Here is a 15991-nt window from a genome sequence, read left to right as displayed (position 1 = left end):
TACATCCCAGGCCGCATGAGCATCGAGATCCGCCCCGCCCGTTGGCCGCAGGACCTGGACCCGGTCCGCGAACTGTTCCGCGAGTACGCGCACAGCCTGGACGTGGACCTGGCGTTCCAGGATTTCGAGCAGGAACTGGCCGGCCTGCCCGGCAAGTACGCGCCGCCGCTGGGCGAGGTGCTGATCGCCTGGCGCGACGGCCAGGCCCTGGGCTGCATCGGCCTGCGCCCGCTGGCCGACGGCGATGCCGAGATGAAACGCCTGTACGTGCGCCCGCAGGCGCGCGGCGAGCAACTGGGCCGGCGCCTGGCCGAGCGGATCTGCGCGCGGGCGCGCGCCGCCGGCTACGCGCGTCTGTGCCTGGACACGCTGCCGAGCATGGCGCCTGCGCAAGCGCTGTACCGTTCGCTGGGATTCGCGCCGATCGCGCCCTACGTGTTCAACCCGGTGCCGGGCACGCAGTTCCTCGCCCTGGCCTTGCGGGACGGCGCGCCCGCGCCGGCGCCCGGTGCCGGCGCGGGGAAAGACTGATCAGCGCCTGGCCTGGCGTTCGATCGAGTCGGTCACCAAGGCCGCCAGCGCATCGGCCTGGACGTCGTTGAAGATGTCGTTGTGGCTGCGCGAAACCGTGTCGCGGCCGGCGATCACCCACACCGGCTCGCGGGTCCGTTCCCGGCATTGCGCATCGTCGGCGCCGCGCGCGGTGATCAGGAAACCGGCGCGGCCTTCCGGCACCACCGCCGGCACGGTGCGCTGACAGCCGCGAAAGTCGGTCTGCGGACAAGGACTACCGACGCCGCAGATTTCCGCGGTGTGGGTCTGCTTCGACTCGCTGAAACCGATCGGCGTGCCCTTGAACGCGAGCCGGTGCAGGAAGCCGACCGCAGTGTCGCCCTGGGCTTGCAGCACCACCAGCTTGCGATGGCTGCGGTCGAGGAATTCGCGCTGGCGCTTGCTGTAGGCGGTGTCGGCCGCAGTGCCTTCCAGTTGCGCCAGCGCCGCGTACTGCGCGGCCAAGGCCTGCTTGAGTTCGGTTTCCAAGCCTTCGAACTCGAGCTCGGACACCGCCGGATTGAGCATGATGTATTCCGAGCCGTCCAGCGCCGGGCCGCTCAGGTTCAGGCGCATCGCCTGGAACAGCGCCGAACCGCCGAGACTGTGGCCGATGATCACCAGCGGCCGCGCCGATTGCTGCGCCTGCAGTTCCTGCAGCAGCGCCACGATCTCCTTCAGCCCGTTGCGCCCGATTTCGGTGGAGGCGCGCTTGCGCGGCCAGATGGTCGGAAAATCCAGCCATTGCGCCGGCAGGCGCAGGTCGTACTCGTCGCCGCGCCAGCCGACATACAGTCCGTCGACGCTGTCGACCGGCACGTCGGCGTCGTCGAGCCGGCGCTCGAGCTTGGCCAGGAACCCGGTGAAATCGCGCAGGTTCCGGTCGTCCTCGCTGGCGTCGTGGTGCCAGCCGTTGACGAACACGACGATCGGCTCGCGGGTCGATTGGTCGCCGAGCCAGTGGCGCAGGCGCTCGCGCTGTTCGGGATGGAACAGATTGCCCTTCTCGCTGATCTCGATCGTCATCAGCTGCGAGCGGCTGCCGACCTGCCTGGCGTCGTGCACGCCCCAATAGGCCTGGTCGGGATAGGTGACGCAGCCCGCGCCGGCCAGGCCGCCCAGGATCCCCAGGGCTGCCGCGATGATCCGTGCTTTCATGTTGCCCCCGTAGGCCGCTGCGCGGCCGCTGTCGCCGACGTCCTCTTGTCCGGCCCGCGCTGCGGCGATGCGCAGCGCAGGCTCGATATCGGTAACGTGCGCGCGGTTCGGGAACGGACAGTGTGCTTTGCGGCGGCCGCGGCCCGCGCAGGCGAGGTCGCCGGCGGCGAAGGGTTCGCCGCGCAACGCAAATCGGTTGCAAACGGTCGTCGCGGCCGAACGGCGGCGCACACGCTGGCGCGCAAGGCCGGGCGCGGATCAGCGCGGGGCCTGCTCCAACTCGGCGCTCTTGCGCTCGAACTCTTTCACCACCGGATCGTCCGAGCCGTAGTGCTTGGCCAGGAACGCGCGCAGCGCCTCGCGGTATTCGGCGCGGAAGGTCGGGTTGTCGGGGCTCGCCGCCAGTTGCGCCGCGGCCTGGTCGACCGCGGCGCGATCCTCGACCAGTGCCCGCCGTGCGCCGTAATCGGAACGATCGGACAGGATGACGATATTGCGCTCGAAACCGGGCACGTACTTGGCGACGAAGCGTTCGCCCCTCGGCGGGATCAGGATAGCGTTGCGGACCGGGTGGATCGCGGCCGACACGGTGTCGAAGGCGAGCTCGACGTCGCGCCCGTCGGCGGTCCTGAGCACCGCCGCATAGGCGTAGACCGGGCTGTTGTTGAGCTTGGCGCTGGTGCGCTTACTGCCGGTCACCACCGCCGAGCCCTCGGTGCCGACCGCGTCGAGGAACCAGGCATTGAGGTAGCGGCCGGCGAACAGATTGGCCTGGGCCAGCAGCAGGAAGGCGATGCTGATCCCGCCCCACCAGCCGCGGCCGCGCCGGCGCCCCCACAGCCAGCCCAACCCCAAGCCCAGCCCGCACAGCAGCACGAACGCCCAGAACGGTTGGTGGGTCAGGAAGTACAGGACAGCGGACAGGACGGCCATGCAGGGGTTCCGGGTGAGCTCTCCCGCAGCGGCGGCCGCCGCGGGCTGGGCGCTTTGTAACGTGATGCGCCGGCTGGCGCAACGCTCGCCCCGGCTCCCGGGCCGTGCCGGGCAAGCCGCGACTGCGAGGTTTCGTCGCAGGATCGCAGCCCGCGCCCATCGCTTCCGCCTCGCCGCAACCGAGCCCCCTGCGCCGCGCACCCGACGAGGTGACGAATGTCGATTGCTGCGCCCGCCTGTCCGGCCTAACGTGGCGCGAACCCATTCGACACCGTCGCACGCCCTGGCCGCCCCGCCGGCAGGCGCGCCCCTGGAACGCCTCCGCGCATGCCCGCGCCCTCGCCCACCGACATCCGCATGCTGCAACGCGCGCCTTGCGCCGCGTTGCGCCCGTTCGTGCAGCAGTTGATCGCGGTCGAATGCCTCGCCGACGTGCGCGACAGCCACCTGCCCGACACCGCCTCGGTGCTCGCGTTCTCGTTCCGCGAGCGCTGTCGGCTCGACGACGGACGCGCCGTGCCGGCGGCCGCCTTCACCGGCCTGCAGGACCGCCTGCGCGGCCATGCCCATCCGCGCGGCCACAGCCTGGTCCTGGCCAAGTTCACCCCGGTCGGCGCCGCGGCGCTGTTGCGTCCGCCGCAGGACGCGTTCGCCGGGGCCACCGTCGACCTCGACGATCTGGACGAACCCGACCGTGGCCGGCAGCGCCTGCTCGACCAACTGGCCGCCGCGAGCGGCGCAGCGGCCCGCCTGGACCGACTGGAGGCCTATCTGTTGCACCGGCTCGGCCATGCCCGCCCCGACCCGCTGGTCGCCGCCGCGATCGACTGGCTGCAACGCGCGCCCGCCGACGCGCGCATCGAAACCCTGAGCCGATATATCGGCCTCAGCCAGAGCGCGCTGGAACGCCGCTTCCGCCGCATCGTCGGGGTGACGCCGAAGAGGTACGCGACCACGCTACGGCTGGAACGCGCCCTGAGCCTGTATCGCCCAGGCAGCGACCTGACCGAACTCGCGCTGCGCGCCGGCTACTACGACCAGGCCCACTTCAACCACGACTTCCGCCGCGCCGCGGGCCGGTCGCCGGGCGCTTACTTCGACGCGGCTTGAGCATGCGGCTCGAGCACGCGGCTCGAGCACGCGGCTTGAACCAGCAGCTTGAGCACGCAGCTTGAGCACGCAGATTCGGTCGAACCGGTTCTGCGCTCGCCCGCCTGAGCCGCTCGCCCCGGAGCGCGCTTGTTGGCACGGGCGCCCTACGCCCCGTGACGGTTCCGCCGGCCTCGGCCAGGCGCCGATTTTTTACAAGCCAGCCGCCATTGCCGGGAACACAGTAGTTCGCACCCGTTGCGGCGCATTCGACCCAGGCCGAAGGCGACCGCACGGCAGCGTATGCAACCTTCGCCGCATGCGCCGCATCACAGTTCTTGACCGCCCCATGCGGCCATCGCCTCACCAGGAGCACGCCTCATGCACACCTACGTCCTGCTGTTCCGCCGCAACCGCCAACAGCCGCTCGCCCCCACCGACGAACTGCGCCTGAAGCAGAGCGTCGCCTTCTGGGTCGAGCAGAAGATCGACGCCGGCCACCGCCTCGTCCCGCATTCGCTCAGCCCCGAAGGCCACCACGTCGGCCCGCATTCCGACCTGGTCCGCAGCGACGACCTCATGGTCTCCGGCCTGCTGTTCTTCGTCGCCGACAGCTACGAACAGGCCGTGCGCGTGGCCGACTCGCACCCGGCGACGGATTTCGGCTTCAGCGTGGAGATGCGAGCCTGGTCGACGCCGAACCGGGCGGCGGTGGCGGCGGCTAACGCGGCTTGAGGGCTGCGGGCTACGGACGCGACGTCCTTGGTGACGTTCGCGTTCGCAGCGCCGCAATCACCTTCGCAGGCGCCTCGATCAGGGAACGCCCAAGACCTCTTCCAGCACATTGTGGACCGAGGTCAGAAATCGCTCGTAGAACGCATCGTCGATAGCACCTGCCCGTTTCGACGTCGGCATAACGATCAGCTCGACGAGAACACCCGATAGCAAGCGAATTCCGATGGCCGCTTATCACCCCTTACCGGCCTCGAAACCGTGCAGCAGTGTTGCCTTCAACGCTCGCTGTAGTTGTGAATCTTCGATGGACAGCCCAAAGCGATTTCCACATAGTCGCCGCTGGCCAACGAACACCGGGCATGAGCATGAACCGCCCCTCCTGCCTACGATTAAGAATCGTCACCTTTCGTTCATCAGGCCGAATATGGCCTAGAAACAAACAGAGTCAACACGACAGCCGCAAGAGCGACCAAATCGCTTCCCTTCAGCTCACTTCGACCCGCTCCGCCAATTGATCAGAAGAAGGCCCAAGAAGAAAAAAACAAAATAAGCCACCGCCAAAGTACCGACATTTCCCACATTTGAAAGCATACCCAAACGAACCAAAGTCGTTGGCAACAAGGCTGCGAACGCCAGACCAATATTCGAAGCAACGAGCAACCACTTTGAAAGCCGATCAGCCTTGATCACCAGAACCACCGTCAACACGAATAGAAACAAAAATAAAAGCCCCAACAGCATCTCGGCAGACATTAGTCATTCGCTCTCTTTATAGTGTCAGCTGCGCCTACATTTCCACTAACGACCTCGGTGGAAAAGGCGACCTTCTGAATAACCGCCGCACTCCAGGCTTGACCTCAGGCTTCGGAAGAACCGCATCGAAGGTTACTACGTTTGCACCATCTACCACTAGGTCGCCGGTAGCCTCGCCAAAAAATGAGCCTTGTTGCGAAGATAGCCAACCTTACCTGTAATGTCTTCCTGGATGTCTTTTCCCCGAAAGCGACAAGCATCCCACTCCAATACATGTGGCAATGCCCGCGCATGCTTTAACCCCCGCAACGACTTGGCCCTCGCCGCCTACAATCGAAGCCCCTCGAACGACGATCTCCACACCGTTAGAATTTGTATAGCTCCTTACCCGAGTGGCAGCGCTGGACGCCGATTGCAAGGCACTATCAACGGCTTCTCGTGCCGGCCTCGCCATTTGCGCAGCAGCTCCAGGTGAATTGAAGACGATAGAGCTTGTATCGCGTCTTGGAGACCGGTCGTCCTTACTTAAACGACCATCAGGGTCGGCGAGGCGCGTGGCCGACTCGCACCCGGCGACGGATTTCGACTTCAGCGTGGAGATGCGGGCCTGGTCTACGCCGAACCGGGTGGCGGCGGCCTCGTTCGCGGCTAGCCTCGTCTTATTGGGGTTCGATCAAGCTTGACTGGCGCTTCCGCTCCGCGATCGCCGCAACTCTCCGCTACAAAGAATCCGGACCTGGAGCGAGCTCGGCGCGCCAAAGCTGACGCGACGGGTCTGGATTCAGATAGAAAGCCAAACCTTGGCGGTACTTGAGCTTCGAAATCATCTTGTCGGCGAGAAGCGGCCTGACGCCGTGCGAAAGGACCTCCGTGAATGCGTCCACCACCGCAAACCAATCGGCGAAAGCCGAAACCAGTATTTCCATCCGGGAACTGTTAACGGCCAGCGACGGGTACGGAATCATGTCGTCGAACGCCTCCATCACCAGCCATGGCTTATCGCATGAGATCGAGTACAAGCCATCTTCGGCGTTGATGTCCATGGAACTTACGCCGTCCCCTAGCGCGCCATGAGCCAGCTTCGACAAGATCTCCGCCCCCATGTCAAACGACACGACGATCTTGGCGTGATTTCGCCTTATGTACGAGATCGCCAGGGAATTCATCATATTCAGTGCTCTATGTGGAAAGGCACAGCTGTCGCATGGCGGACCTTGGCCGACGCCGCCTCAGGGCCGGGTCCGACCGCAGCACAACGCAGATACAGTTGATCAGCCCGAGCGCGAGCGGACGAGATGCCCCTGGGACGGCCACGTTTGGCGGCACTTCCTGCCCTCCCGAGTCAGCCGCTGAAGAGTCCTTCAAGCCTTCGTTGGCGCAGACGTAACACCAACGCCGAAAGCCGCTATCGTACTTTCGGCTATAGCCTCAGATAAATCGTTGTGCAGGAAAAAACCTGCCCAGCAAAAATAAGGGTTGCGACTTACCGAACAATCTACAAGACATCAGCATCCGAGCAGATAAACCGGTTCTCCCCAACGTCACCAAAATCGACCAGGACGCGAATCTCGGAGCTCGGCAATCGCTCAAATTCAGCCGCCCAAACAAGTGGCATTCCGGCCACAATCTTCCCGAAGTCCAACCGAATAGCTAGTTCGTGCACCCAGCTAAACTTCACACTCCGCAAACTCCCATCGTTCGCTTGCAACGCATTCAGTACGAGATCCCGACCGGAATTCTCCCAGACCACCCCGTGAAGCTGAGCATCACACCAATCTCTCGTGAAGTCTTCTTCAATCATTATCTACCTCGCCCTGTTGGCTTACTCCTGGGGCGGCTCCACCCTCGATATTTTTTACGTCCTTCTCAGAAACCGCTCGACCAGATCGATAGAGGAAACCTCCACGACGCGCTCCTTCTGCCAACTTAGGTAGAGCGGCAAGTACCACACCAGCGACAACAGTCGCCTGGGAACGAGCGCATCGTCTGCGATGGATATCGATCCCGATCCGGCAAGAAATTCCGTCGCCCTGGCCGAGTCGAATACGCCGCGGCGCAAGGCTTCGAGAAACCCGTCTTCGCCCCACTGCCCTTCCATCCAGACGACGAGCCGCTCAGCGTTCATCGCAATAGTCTCGATACGCTTTCGCTGCATCGGCCACCCAGAGGACGCTCCCTTCCACCAGACCAAGCTGGGCGAGGACCTCGGCCAGGGCAGGCGCGGGTTCGGCACTTCGGTCGACGCGCAAGGCAAACCTGTCTGTTTCGACGTCGGCATAACGGATCAGCTCGACCAGGACGCCAGATTGCAAGCGAACTCCGATGGCCGCCCATCGTCCCATGCCGGCTTCGAAACCGTGCAGCAACGCTGCCTTCAGCGCCCGCTCGAGCTGCGAATCCTCGATCGACAGCACCGCGATTTCGACATAGTCGCCACTTGACCACCTGGTGCCTGCCGGCATGAGCATGGACTGGCCGTCCGTTTGACAATACAGACCTTTCGGCGCAGTCGCACACTCGCAAATCGCCAACGAAAAATCAGTCCGCGCTACGACCATCCATGCGGATCACGTACAGATAAATTCCGCACGCCGCGTGCTATCGAAACGGACTCGATCCACCTCGATAGACCCCACGCTGTGTCCTCGCGAATGGCTCGGCCAGGATTCCAACAACCGTTTCGACTCAAGAAGATCATGACCCACAAAGAAGACCGAATAGGTTTGCGAGTATTCATCGGCCTCATCGTCGAATGGGCAATCAAGAATCCAGAACCTCGCATCCAGATCGCTTGCAAGAATAAGGCGCGGCACATCATGAAAATCCCGATAGCCGACAATCATCAATGAAATATTTGTCGGAATATCCACTCGCACGCCACCAATCCAACAATCAGTAGAATTCAATAGACCTCAAAATCCCTCTCACACCCTCTGGATTGAAGTAGCAGCGCCCCTGATATTCGATAGTGCGCCCGGAGTAGCTATATAAAATATGCGCATCGTCTCCCAAATCGATAAGAACATCCTGCTGTCCACGCTGACACCCCCCGCCACGTGCATTTCGCAGATGAGAAACGACCGGCGCCATGAGGTTTGCACAGTCCCTTCCGCACTCTCTACGCAATCGAACTGAAGCGACTCGCCTGATCTCGACAGGGCTGTAGTCGTAGCCACCCGTCTTGGATACGAAATACAATTCCACAAACCTGGCATCAACGAGCGCATGTGAAAGTCGGTTCGCTGCCGACTCATCTGCCAACGCCCCGGGCGCAACCAAGAGAAGTAGAACTAATCCGTAACAAGTACGCCGTGACATTGCTTCTTCTCCGAGCAGTAACTCTATGCACCCGACCTTCCGATACGACCCGAACGACTTGAATCTTGGCAGAGCAAAAAATCAAGGCCCCTCAATCACTCCCACAGGTTTTCCGTTAACAAGCACGGAGGCGCCACCTTCTCCGAGACGGATCGATAGCGCAACGATAGTTTCGGCGCACAGATCTGCCGAAGCGCACCCGCTTGGCAGAAAAAACAGCACGACCTGACCATTCCTTTCGATGAATTTTTTCGTAGTTTCTGAAGAAAAATCACAACCGTTCAACCATACCTTGACAGCCACCAGAATCTCGCCCACATCGCCGGTTCCGACAGCGAAGAAGCCGACCAATGTTTTTCCGTTCTGCGCCGGAGCGGACTCCCGGTCGGCCAGCCAAAATCCGACAATCAGACCATCCTTGGATGTAAACAAGTGAGGACCATCGGAGTTCCACAGCTCAGCTAGGCCCACGCTGTCGACCCGCTGCAACTTTACTTCGTCAGTTGACGCCCTATCCATCGACCAAGAGCGGATTGCGGAACAAAGTAGAATTAACATAGCGATCGAAAGAGCGGCCGACCTCCCCTTCCCCATAGGCTCCTCCCGGCATTTCTACCCGCTAGAGCTCAGATGATTCCTGATGCTACGCGCCGGCAACTGGCGCGCTCAGGCTCATTGTGTAGCCGATGCCGTTGCCGTATTCCAACCGCGCCGGTCTGCAACTAAACCTTTTTCAATAAACATGCCTATTTACAACAACTCTTTCCACCTTGACCCCCTGCTCGTCAACCTTGCACTTCTCGACAGGATTGTCGAAACACACATCATCGATTTTGCTCTTGTCTAGCGAGAAGACCACTTTTGATCCATTAACGAAGCGGGCAAATCGGCCGTCTTCGTCGCCGACAAGAAGCCTGCCCGCGGGATATGCCATCTTCAGTTCGCGTACCGTAGCGCCCACTCCAATTCCGCGCTCATCGTGAACCAACGACGAAGCGGTTGAGAATCTCTCCACGCTCCCATCCCCAGCCAAAATACACTCGATCGGCACCTTCCCGTCAATCGAAACATCGATAGCGACATAATCGTCCCCCTCCAACCTAACAACGCCTCGAGACTCTGGATACCTGAGTGAAGACAATTCAAACTCACTCATGCCCACGTAAACCCCGTTCAACCTGCCCATAGCAGAGTCGACTACGTAAGCACCCACATTCGAATCATTGCGAACAGCGGCAGGCTGGGACGGGATTTTTCGGTCACCTGATCCACATGAAGTCAGAAACAACAACAGAAAAAGATACTTATTCATTCGCCCTTGGCCTCCAGTTATCGAATCTTCCCTGATTGCCGTTTTCCCTTAAATCAACATGCACTCCTCGGCCATTCGTGTATTCATTAACTCGATTAAACTCACCAGATTCGTATGCCGCATCAGCAGTTTGCGTAGGCGTATTCCCTTGAATACTGATATCTGCCGCATTGTCATTCAAGTGCTGGCTAGCTGGCGCACCGCCAACGGCGGCATTCTGTTCGACCGTTCTTTGACCACTCGTTACTTCGACGATCTTTCCTGCCTTTTCACTGAAGTTCAATAATCGTTCCTGCACGGCATCGCCTACCTTTGCGGGGGCACCTTCCGCCGACCTTTGAGGAAGAAGGACAACTGCGCCTCCGGTCGGCTGGCCCGAGATCGTGTCAGATGCACTGATCATGCGCTGAACGGTAACTGATCCGTCGGTATTTTGTTTTTTACCCACTGCCGTAATCCACATGTGCGGTGGATCTGGTCGCCCAAAGCGACCATCCGGGTCGGTGAATTTGTAGGGATCATTATTACCATAGCGATAGCGATTGAACGCCACTAACGGCTGATCGTACGCCGTGACTGGATCGACGCTTAGGAATCGTCCTAGTAAGGAGTCGTAATACCGCTGCTGCATATACGTCAGCCCCGACCCGCCATCCATGACGTGCCCGGTATAGCCGACTCCGTCGTAGTTGGGCTTGCCGATCGCCGCGCCGTAGGGCTCCCAGTCGGTACGTTCGATCACCGCGCCCGCGGCGTCCGTGACCGCTGCCGGACTTCCGAGGGCGTCGGTGTGCTGGTAGCGCACGATCGCGGGCGTGCCGGCGGCCCAGTCGTTCTCGCGGATCGCCAGCAGCGAACTGCCGAGGTAGTAGTGCTCCAGCGATTTGCGCGGGTTGCCGGCCTCGGTATAGATCATCTGGCCGGCCTTGTTGTACATCGATAGCCGGTTGGTTGTGCTCCAGTCGTCACGCACCGACAGCACGCGCCGGCCGAGGGCGTCGTAGCGGTAGATCTCCTTGCCCGTCACTCGGCGCAGGCGGTTGCCGTAGTCGAACGCGTAAACCTGACCGTTCTTGTTCTCCAGGTTGCCCTGCACGTCGTAGCCCAGCCCGATCACGCTGGCGCCGCTGGCGTTCTGGACGTTGGTCAGTCGGTTGCTGGGGTCGTAGTAATAGCGATGATCCTTCACCCCGCCCAGGGACCAGGATTTGATGTTGTCCAGGGCGTCGTACTTGAAGCGATGCCAGCAGTCGCCGCCGAAACTGCAGGAACCGGCCGCGATCAGGCGATCGAGGTCGTCGTAGGTCATCCAGCGGCCGTAGGTCTCGCCGCGGGCGAGATCGAGGATCTCAATGACGTTGCCGTTGGGGTCGTAACGGGTCTGCAGATCCAGCGCGCCGGCGTCGGTGCTGCGCAGCGGCAATTGGCGCGCATTCTGGGTCATCGCGTGGACGATGCCGTTGCCGTAGGTGAACTGCGAAACCGCTCCGTTCGGGTAGTAGCGGACGTTGCTGGCGTAAGTCTGGCCGGTCGTGGCGACCTGCCTTGGCTGCCCCAGGGCGTTGGGGGCGTAGTCGATGACCGTGCCGGTGGGGTAGCTGTGCCAGCGCAGCTGACCATCGGGCTCGTAGCCGTAGCCGCTGGACCAGGTGTACCAGCCGGGCTGGGCCTGCGCCTCGGCGGTCAGATTGCGCCGCTTGTCGTAGTTATAGCTGTTGACGACCGTGCCCTGCCCGGCGCCCTCGTTGCTGGTGGTCACCGTCTTGGCCAGACCGTCGGGGTAGTACTCCCAGCTCTGGTTGCCGCGGCCGTCCGGGAAATTGAGCGTCTGCAGTCGGTTGCGCCCGTCGTAACTGCGCGTCACCGCGCGCCCGGACGCAGCCGCCTCGCTGCGATTGCACGACGCGGGATCCGGCAGGTTCAAGCCCGCAGCGGTCCAGGCAACGTTACCGACCTCGTCGTACTCGGTCACCGTCGCTCCGGTTTCCGGTTCGATGACCTTGCACAGCCGCTGCTGCGGGTCGTAGACGTATTTGCGCGATACCGGCGCCACCGGCGGAACCGGAGGCGCGACCGAGACGGTCGCGTAGCTCGAATCGGCGCTGGCGCCGCGGGTATCGAACACCCGCGCCATGACCGAGTGATTGCCCGCAACGGCGTTCCACGAAGCCTGGTACGGAGCGGAGGTGTCTTCGGCGATCTTGGCGCCGTCGAGATGGAACTCCACCCGCTGCACGCCGTCGTCGCCGTCGGACGCGGTGGCCGCCAGCGCGACCTGGGTCGGCGCCTGGAACTGCTGGCCACTGGCCGGCGAGGTCAACGAAACCGACGGGGCCTGATTAACGGTATGGACGCCGCGGGCCTCCACCGTCGACAAAGTCATCGAGCCGCTCTTGAGGTGGAAACGAAAACCGCCCGAGTTCACCCAGTTGATGTCGATGCTGCCGTTCTGCTGCGCGGCGACGGTTTGCGCCCCGCTGCCGTCCATCAGTGTGGCCACCACCTGTGCGTTCGGAGCATTCGACGACCAAGTCAGGCGCACAGTGCAGGTGGAGGCGCCCCAGGGAATCGTGCAGGTCGACGGCGAAGCGGAGATCGAACCGCCGTACACGTCGACCGCCACGCCCGAGGTGGCAGGCCCGAACCACTCGACGCCCTCCATCAGCATGCGCCACTGGAAGGTGTAGCGCCCCGGCGTCTCGGGCGCACGAACGGTGAAGTAGAAAGCCGCTTCTTGCTGCGAAGCGATCGACCCGGGTACGCCGACCCGCGCCAGGCCCCAGGTCCAGTTGTCCTGCGGTCCGGCGGAACCGAGCTTGTAACCTTCCGCCGCCGTCCAGGTGGCCGAACCGGTGTTGAGGAACTTCACCATCACCGGGTAGTACTGCCCGGCCTGCATCGCGGTCGGCACTGACATCCCCGCCGGATTGGCATCGCGCTCGGGCGGTGGCTCTACGATGCAGTCGGGATTGTTGAAGTCCGGGACCGGACAGTCGGCATGCGCCGTCGACGCAAGGAGCAGCAGCGCCAGCGACGCGCGTGCCAGCACGGCGCTGAGGCCGGCAGGGAGGGTCGTTCCGGATCGCGCGCTCCAAGGCGCGAAAACCGAGCGCAGGCGAGCGAAGGCCCGCGGCCTCGGCGAGGTCTCATTCCCCAGTGCCACGCGACACCTCCTTGGCCTTGCCGAAATTGTCGCGGACGATCGTGGTGCGGGCGGCGTTGGCCGTCCCTGGCGCCGAGTCGACTTGTACGATGCTGTCGTAACCAGGCTGATCGAAGACCTGGAAGGATTCGAGCGTAGCGACGCCACGCGGATTCACCGTTCGCCGCTTGAAACCAGGCAAGTAGGAAATGGTCGTGGTCAGGTCGCCCAACTCGGAGGTCTGGACGCTGCGCACGGGCCGGTCGAGCGCGTCGTACGCGGTTTGCACCCCGGCCAGGCCGGTATCGTCGAAGCTTTTCCAGCCGCTGACATGCGGATTGAGCGGGTAGGAGGCGAACGCCACGCGCCCCATTTCGTCGTAGCGCTTGGCCGACCAGCGGGTCGTGGCCGAGGGGTCGGCGAGATCCTGCTCCGTGGTCACGACGGGCCGCCACAGCGCATCGAAGTGGATGACCTTGCGCGAATTTCCGGTGGTTATGGTCTGCAGCCAATGCCCGGCCGGCAGCCCATGCTGGGCGGTCGGCGAGACCGCGAAGCTCTGCGTGGTGGGCAACCAGGCGACGCTGTCGCCGCTGGGATGGGTCAGCGATGCCAGGCGCCCCATTGCATCGTGGGCATAGGCGGTGGTGTAGCCGTTCTCGTCGGTGGTCGACTTGATCCAACCCGAGTCGTCGATCGCCGCCGATTCGGTCGCGCCGGCTGGCGCCTCCGGCGTCGGGGGATGCTGAATCAGCTGCGGGAGTCCGCGCTTCCATTGCGAGAACGCGGTGGCCCGGCCCTTGGCGTCGGTCGTGGAGCTGAGCGTTCCATCGGCCGCATAAGCCAGCGTCTCGACGAGCAGGCCATGATTGTAGGTACGCCACGGCAGCATGTTGGCGTTGAAATCGGTGCGCGCGGTTTCGATGCCGTCCCGGGTCGAACGAGCCACCTGCCCCAGGATCCAATTGCCCAGATCGTCTTGGTACTGCACGGTTTCGCCAGCCGAATACCCCAGCGAACTGAAGCGGCTGACCGCAGTGGCGCGGGCGAAGCGGTCGAACGAAGTGATATCGCGGGTGAAGCGAACGCCGTCCTGGTCGATCCACGATTGCTTGAGCGGCCGGTTTCGGCCGCTTGGGCTGTTGCTCTCGTCGTAGAGTCCGAGTTCGGAAGGATTCAAACCCTGCAATGCCGGATACGGGTGCCCGGCAGGCACTTCCTGATAGATCTGCCCCACCGTCCGATGAAGGACGCCATCCTTCCAAACCTCCTCGCCGAGCAAAAGGCCGGTATTGGCGTTCTCCTTGACCCCGTAGTACTGCTTCTTCAACACACCGCCGGGATCAGTGATCAGCACGGCCTTGCGGTCGGAACAGGATGCAGGAGCCATGTCGCACTCGTGGCGGAACCTCCTTTCCGGCTGCTGATAAGCGTAGCTCCAGGTCATGGCCGGCAGCCCCGGGCCGCTGACCGTTCGCTCGAACAAGGACACGACATCGAACAGTCGCGGGATCATAGACCCGGTCGGACACGAACCGCCCCCGCCGCGAGGCTGCTCGCTGACATACGTCAGGTGATGACGCGTAGGCTTGGCCTTGTAGTCGTAGCGCGCGCCGGATGGAGTCACCAGGCTGCCCGCGAATACCTCATTCGGATTGAACAGATCCGGTTCTGGGCCGAGCTTGCCGCAGTCGGCCTCGTCCACTCGCCACCCATCGTCGCCTACCAGCATCGACTCGGCATATCCGAGCCGATCCAGGCTGTAGCTCCAACCGCTTCCATCGGGCAAGGTCACGCTCTTGAGCACGTAGTCGCTTTTTCCGATAGGCGCGCTCACTTGCTGGTAGCCGTAAGTCCAGGCACGCCCGTTTGCCGTCGCATGCGTCACCAAACCACGCGCATCGTGAGCCAGCGCAATCTCGCGGCCGTCGTTGCTGCGGATGCGCAGCAGCTTGAAACCGTCGTAGTCGTAGGCCACCCAGTTGCCGAACCGGTCTTCCACCTTGGTCGCGAACAAGCGGACCTGGTTGCGGGCCAGCTTCGGGCCCAAGGGCGAATTGACGTAGCGCGGGTAGTCGCACCCCAGCTCGCAAGGCGGCGCGTACGGATCCGGCACGGTTTGATGCACCGGTTCGTACGGCAGTGCGGCGACATGGTTGAAGTAGTACTTGTTGCCCTTGGTATCGAGCCCCAGGAAACCCTCGCCGTTGTCGGCGGGAATGCACGAGAACGCCCAGCCGTCCTGGGTGGTCCAGGTATGCGCCGCGGAGGGACCGTTGGGATTGCCGGGATGCCTCATCAGCAGCGGCTGTTCGCCGCCATCGACGTGCAGGTTGTAGCCGTGCCAGAACAGACTAGGCTCGAAGTAGACGTAGTAGCTGCCCTGGGCCTGGGCGGAATCGCCCTGCGGGGCGAGCGAGTCCTGGGAATAACCGGAACCGCTGCCGAGCACCAGCCCGGCGCTGCCGCAGCGTTCGCCGAACTGCATCGCCCACCCCTTGCCGGCGGCGAACACGCCCGACAGATAGGGAGCATCCAGATCCCAGTCGTCGAACGCGCGCGGAGCGGACCGGGCCTGCCGGTCGTGCTTCCAACTGCGCGCCAGTCGCACCGGCAAGGCCGAGTTGCCGGGGATGTCGATATCCACGACATGAAACTGCAGGCGACCGTCGTACAGCGAGAGCTTCTCGCCGGATGCACTGTCGATCTGCAGAGCGACTATTTCAGTGGCCGACTTGACCTTCTTCTCGTATTCCTGCCGGTAATCGACCGCCGAGGCCTGGGCCGAGAAGAACGCTATCGCCATCGTCAGGCCGCGAAGCAACGGCCTTGGCGGTGCGGAAGGCGGCGCGCCCTTGCAGCGGACCGCGTTCAAAAGACAAACAGCTCCCCGCACCGGCCGCGAGGCCAGCCTAAGCAACTCTTGCATTTCGCCCCCGAGATCGTCCGTGCCGACGGCAGCCGGCATCCTGGTCGGTTTCCTTCCCCTCTGCCGCCGT

Annotated in this window: 14 protein-coding genes; 3 read left to right on the top strand and 11 right to left on the bottom strand. The window is 62.9% G+C overall.

Annotated features, from left to right (window positions below; genetic code table 11):
* Positions 1-15 precede the first annotated feature (15 nt).
* Positions 16-531, top strand: a complete 516-nt coding sequence (locus K4L06_RS13320) for a GNAT family N-acetyltransferase (RefSeq protein WP_221671822.1) — start codon at positions 16-18, stop codon at positions 529-531.
* On the opposite strand, the gene K4L06_RS13315 is transcribed toward K4L06_RS13320, so the two are convergent.
* Positions 532-1710 (bottom strand): alpha/beta fold hydrolase, encoded by a 1179-nt coding sequence (locus tag K4L06_RS13315; RefSeq protein ID WP_221671821.1) that lies wholly within the window; start codon positions 1708-1710, stop codon positions 532-534.
* 258 nt (positions 1711-1968) lie between these two features.
* The gene (locus K4L06_RS13310) at positions 1969-2643 is read right to left on the bottom strand and encodes a hypothetical protein (RefSeq protein WP_221671820.1); all 675 of its coding nucleotides are present in this window, start codon (positions 2641-2643) and stop codon (positions 1969-1971) included.
* A 327-nt stretch (positions 2644-2970) separates the two neighbouring features.
* Between K4L06_RS13310 and K4L06_RS13305 the strand changes: the two genes are divergently transcribed.
* Together K4L06_RS13305 and K4L06_RS13300 are read left to right on the top strand one after the other, a co-directional pair.
* Complete coding sequence (locus tag K4L06_RS13305; protein WP_221671819.1) at positions 2971-3753, top strand: AraC family transcriptional regulator; 783 nt, start codon at positions 2971-2973, stop codon at positions 3751-3753.
* Between the two features lie 360 nt (positions 3754-4113).
* Positions 4114-4467: a hypothetical protein gene (locus K4L06_RS13300; protein WP_221671818.1), complete on the top strand. Its 354-nt coding sequence runs from the start codon at positions 4114-4116 to the stop codon at positions 4465-4467.
* Positions 4468-4956: 489 nt separating this feature from the next.
* Here the strand turns inward: K4L06_RS13300 and K4L06_RS13295 are convergent, their stop codons facing one another.
* From K4L06_RS13295 to K4L06_RS13255, 9 genes are all read right to left on the bottom strand, one after another.
* On the bottom strand, positions 4957-5220 hold the full coding sequence (locus tag K4L06_RS13295; RefSeq protein ID WP_221671817.1) for a hypothetical protein: 264 nt from the start codon (positions 5218-5220) through the stop codon (positions 4957-4959).
* A 719-nt stretch (positions 5221-5939) separates the two neighbouring features.
* Positions 5940-6389, bottom strand: coding sequence for a hypothetical protein (locus K4L06_RS13290; RefSeq protein WP_221671816.1), 450 nt, complete (start codon positions 6387-6389; stop codon positions 5940-5942).
* Positions 6390-7075: 686 nt separating this feature from the next.
* Entirely contained in the window at positions 7076-7345 is a 270-nt protein-coding gene (locus K4L06_RS13285) for a hypothetical protein (protein WP_221671815.1), read from the bottom strand.
* A complete protein-coding gene (locus K4L06_RS13280; RefSeq protein ID WP_221671814.1) occupies positions 7335-7688 on the bottom strand; it encodes a hypothetical protein in 354 nt (117 codons plus the stop codon). The genes K4L06_RS13285 and K4L06_RS13280 overlap by 11 nt, the downstream gene beginning before the upstream one ends.
* A gap of 99 nt (positions 7689-7787) precedes the next feature.
* Positions 7788-8096 (bottom strand): hypothetical protein, encoded by a 309-nt coding sequence (locus tag K4L06_RS13275; RefSeq protein ID WP_221671813.1) that lies wholly within the window; start codon positions 8094-8096, stop codon positions 7788-7790.
* A gap of 523 nt (positions 8097-8619) precedes the next feature.
* A complete protein-coding gene (locus tag K4L06_RS13270; protein ID WP_221671812.1) occupies positions 8620-9027 on the bottom strand; it encodes a hypothetical protein in 408 nt (135 codons plus the stop codon).
* Positions 9028-9271: 244 nt separating this feature from the next.
* Positions 9272-9850, bottom strand: a complete 579-nt coding sequence (locus tag K4L06_RS13265; RefSeq protein WP_221671811.1) for a hypothetical protein — start codon at positions 9848-9850, stop codon at positions 9272-9274.
* On the bottom strand, positions 9843-13013 hold the full coding sequence (locus K4L06_RS13260; RefSeq protein WP_221671810.1) for an Ig-like domain-containing protein: 3171 nt from the start codon (positions 13011-13013) through the stop codon (positions 9843-9845). Before K4L06_RS13260 ends, K4L06_RS13265 begins: the two co-directional genes overlap by 8 nt.
* Positions 12997-15960: an RHS repeat domain-containing protein gene (locus K4L06_RS13255; protein WP_221671809.1), complete on the bottom strand. Its 2964-nt coding sequence runs from the start codon at positions 15958-15960 to the stop codon at positions 12997-12999. Before K4L06_RS13255 ends, K4L06_RS13260 begins: the two co-directional genes overlap by 17 nt.
* Positions 15961-15991 lie beyond the last annotated feature (31 nt).

Origin of the sequence: Lysobacter sp. BMK333-48F3, assembly GCF_019733395.1 — a bacterium.
In the GTDB taxonomy this organism is placed as follows: Bacteria; Pseudomonadota; Gammaproteobacteria; order Xanthomonadales; family Xanthomonadaceae; genus Lysobacter.
The sequence above is the reverse complement of the archived record's forward strand: the minus strand, read 5'-3'. Positions and strand labels throughout refer to the sequence as shown.

Excerpts from the sequence above, each read along its gene's own strand:
- K4L06_RS13320 (WP_221671822.1), top strand. The coding sequence starts at position 16 with ATGAGCATCGAGATCCGCCCCGCCCGTTGGCCGCAGGACCTGGACCCG.
- K4L06_RS13315 (WP_221671821.1), bottom strand. The coding sequence starts at position 1,710 with ATGAAAGCACGGATCATCGCGGCAGCCCTGGGGATCCTGGGCGGCCTG.
- K4L06_RS13310 (WP_221671820.1), bottom strand. The coding sequence starts at position 2,643 with ATGGCCGTCCTGTCCGCTGTCCTGTACTTCCTGACCCACCAACCGTTC.
- K4L06_RS13305 (WP_221671819.1), top strand. The coding sequence starts at position 2,971 with ATGCCCGCGCCCTCGCCCACCGACATCCGCATGCTGCAACGCGCGCCT.
- K4L06_RS13300 (WP_221671818.1), top strand. The coding sequence starts at position 4,114 with ATGCACACCTACGTCCTGCTGTTCCGCCGCAACCGCCAACAGCCGCTC.
- K4L06_RS13295 (WP_221671817.1), bottom strand. The coding sequence starts at position 5,220 with ATGTCTGCCGAGATGCTGTTGGGGCTTTTATTTTTGTTTCTATTCGTG.
- K4L06_RS13290 (WP_221671816.1), bottom strand. The coding sequence starts at position 6,389 with ATGATGAATTCCCTGGCGATCTCGTACATAAGGCGAAATCACGCCAAG.
- K4L06_RS13285 (WP_221671815.1), bottom strand. The coding sequence starts at position 7,345 with ATGAACGCTGAGCGGCTCGTCGTCTGGATGGAAGGGCAGTGGGGCGAA.
- K4L06_RS13280 (WP_221671814.1), bottom strand. The coding sequence starts at position 7,688 with ATGCTCATGCCGGCAGGCACCAGGTGGTCAAGTGGCGACTATGTCGAA.
- K4L06_RS13265 (WP_221671811.1), bottom strand. The coding sequence starts at position 9,850 with ATGAATAAGTATCTTTTTCTGTTGTTGTTTCTGACTTCATGTGGATCA.
- K4L06_RS13255 (WP_221671809.1), bottom strand. The coding sequence starts at position 15,960 with ATGCCGGCTGCCGTCGGCACGGACGATCTCGGGGGCGAAATGCAAGAG.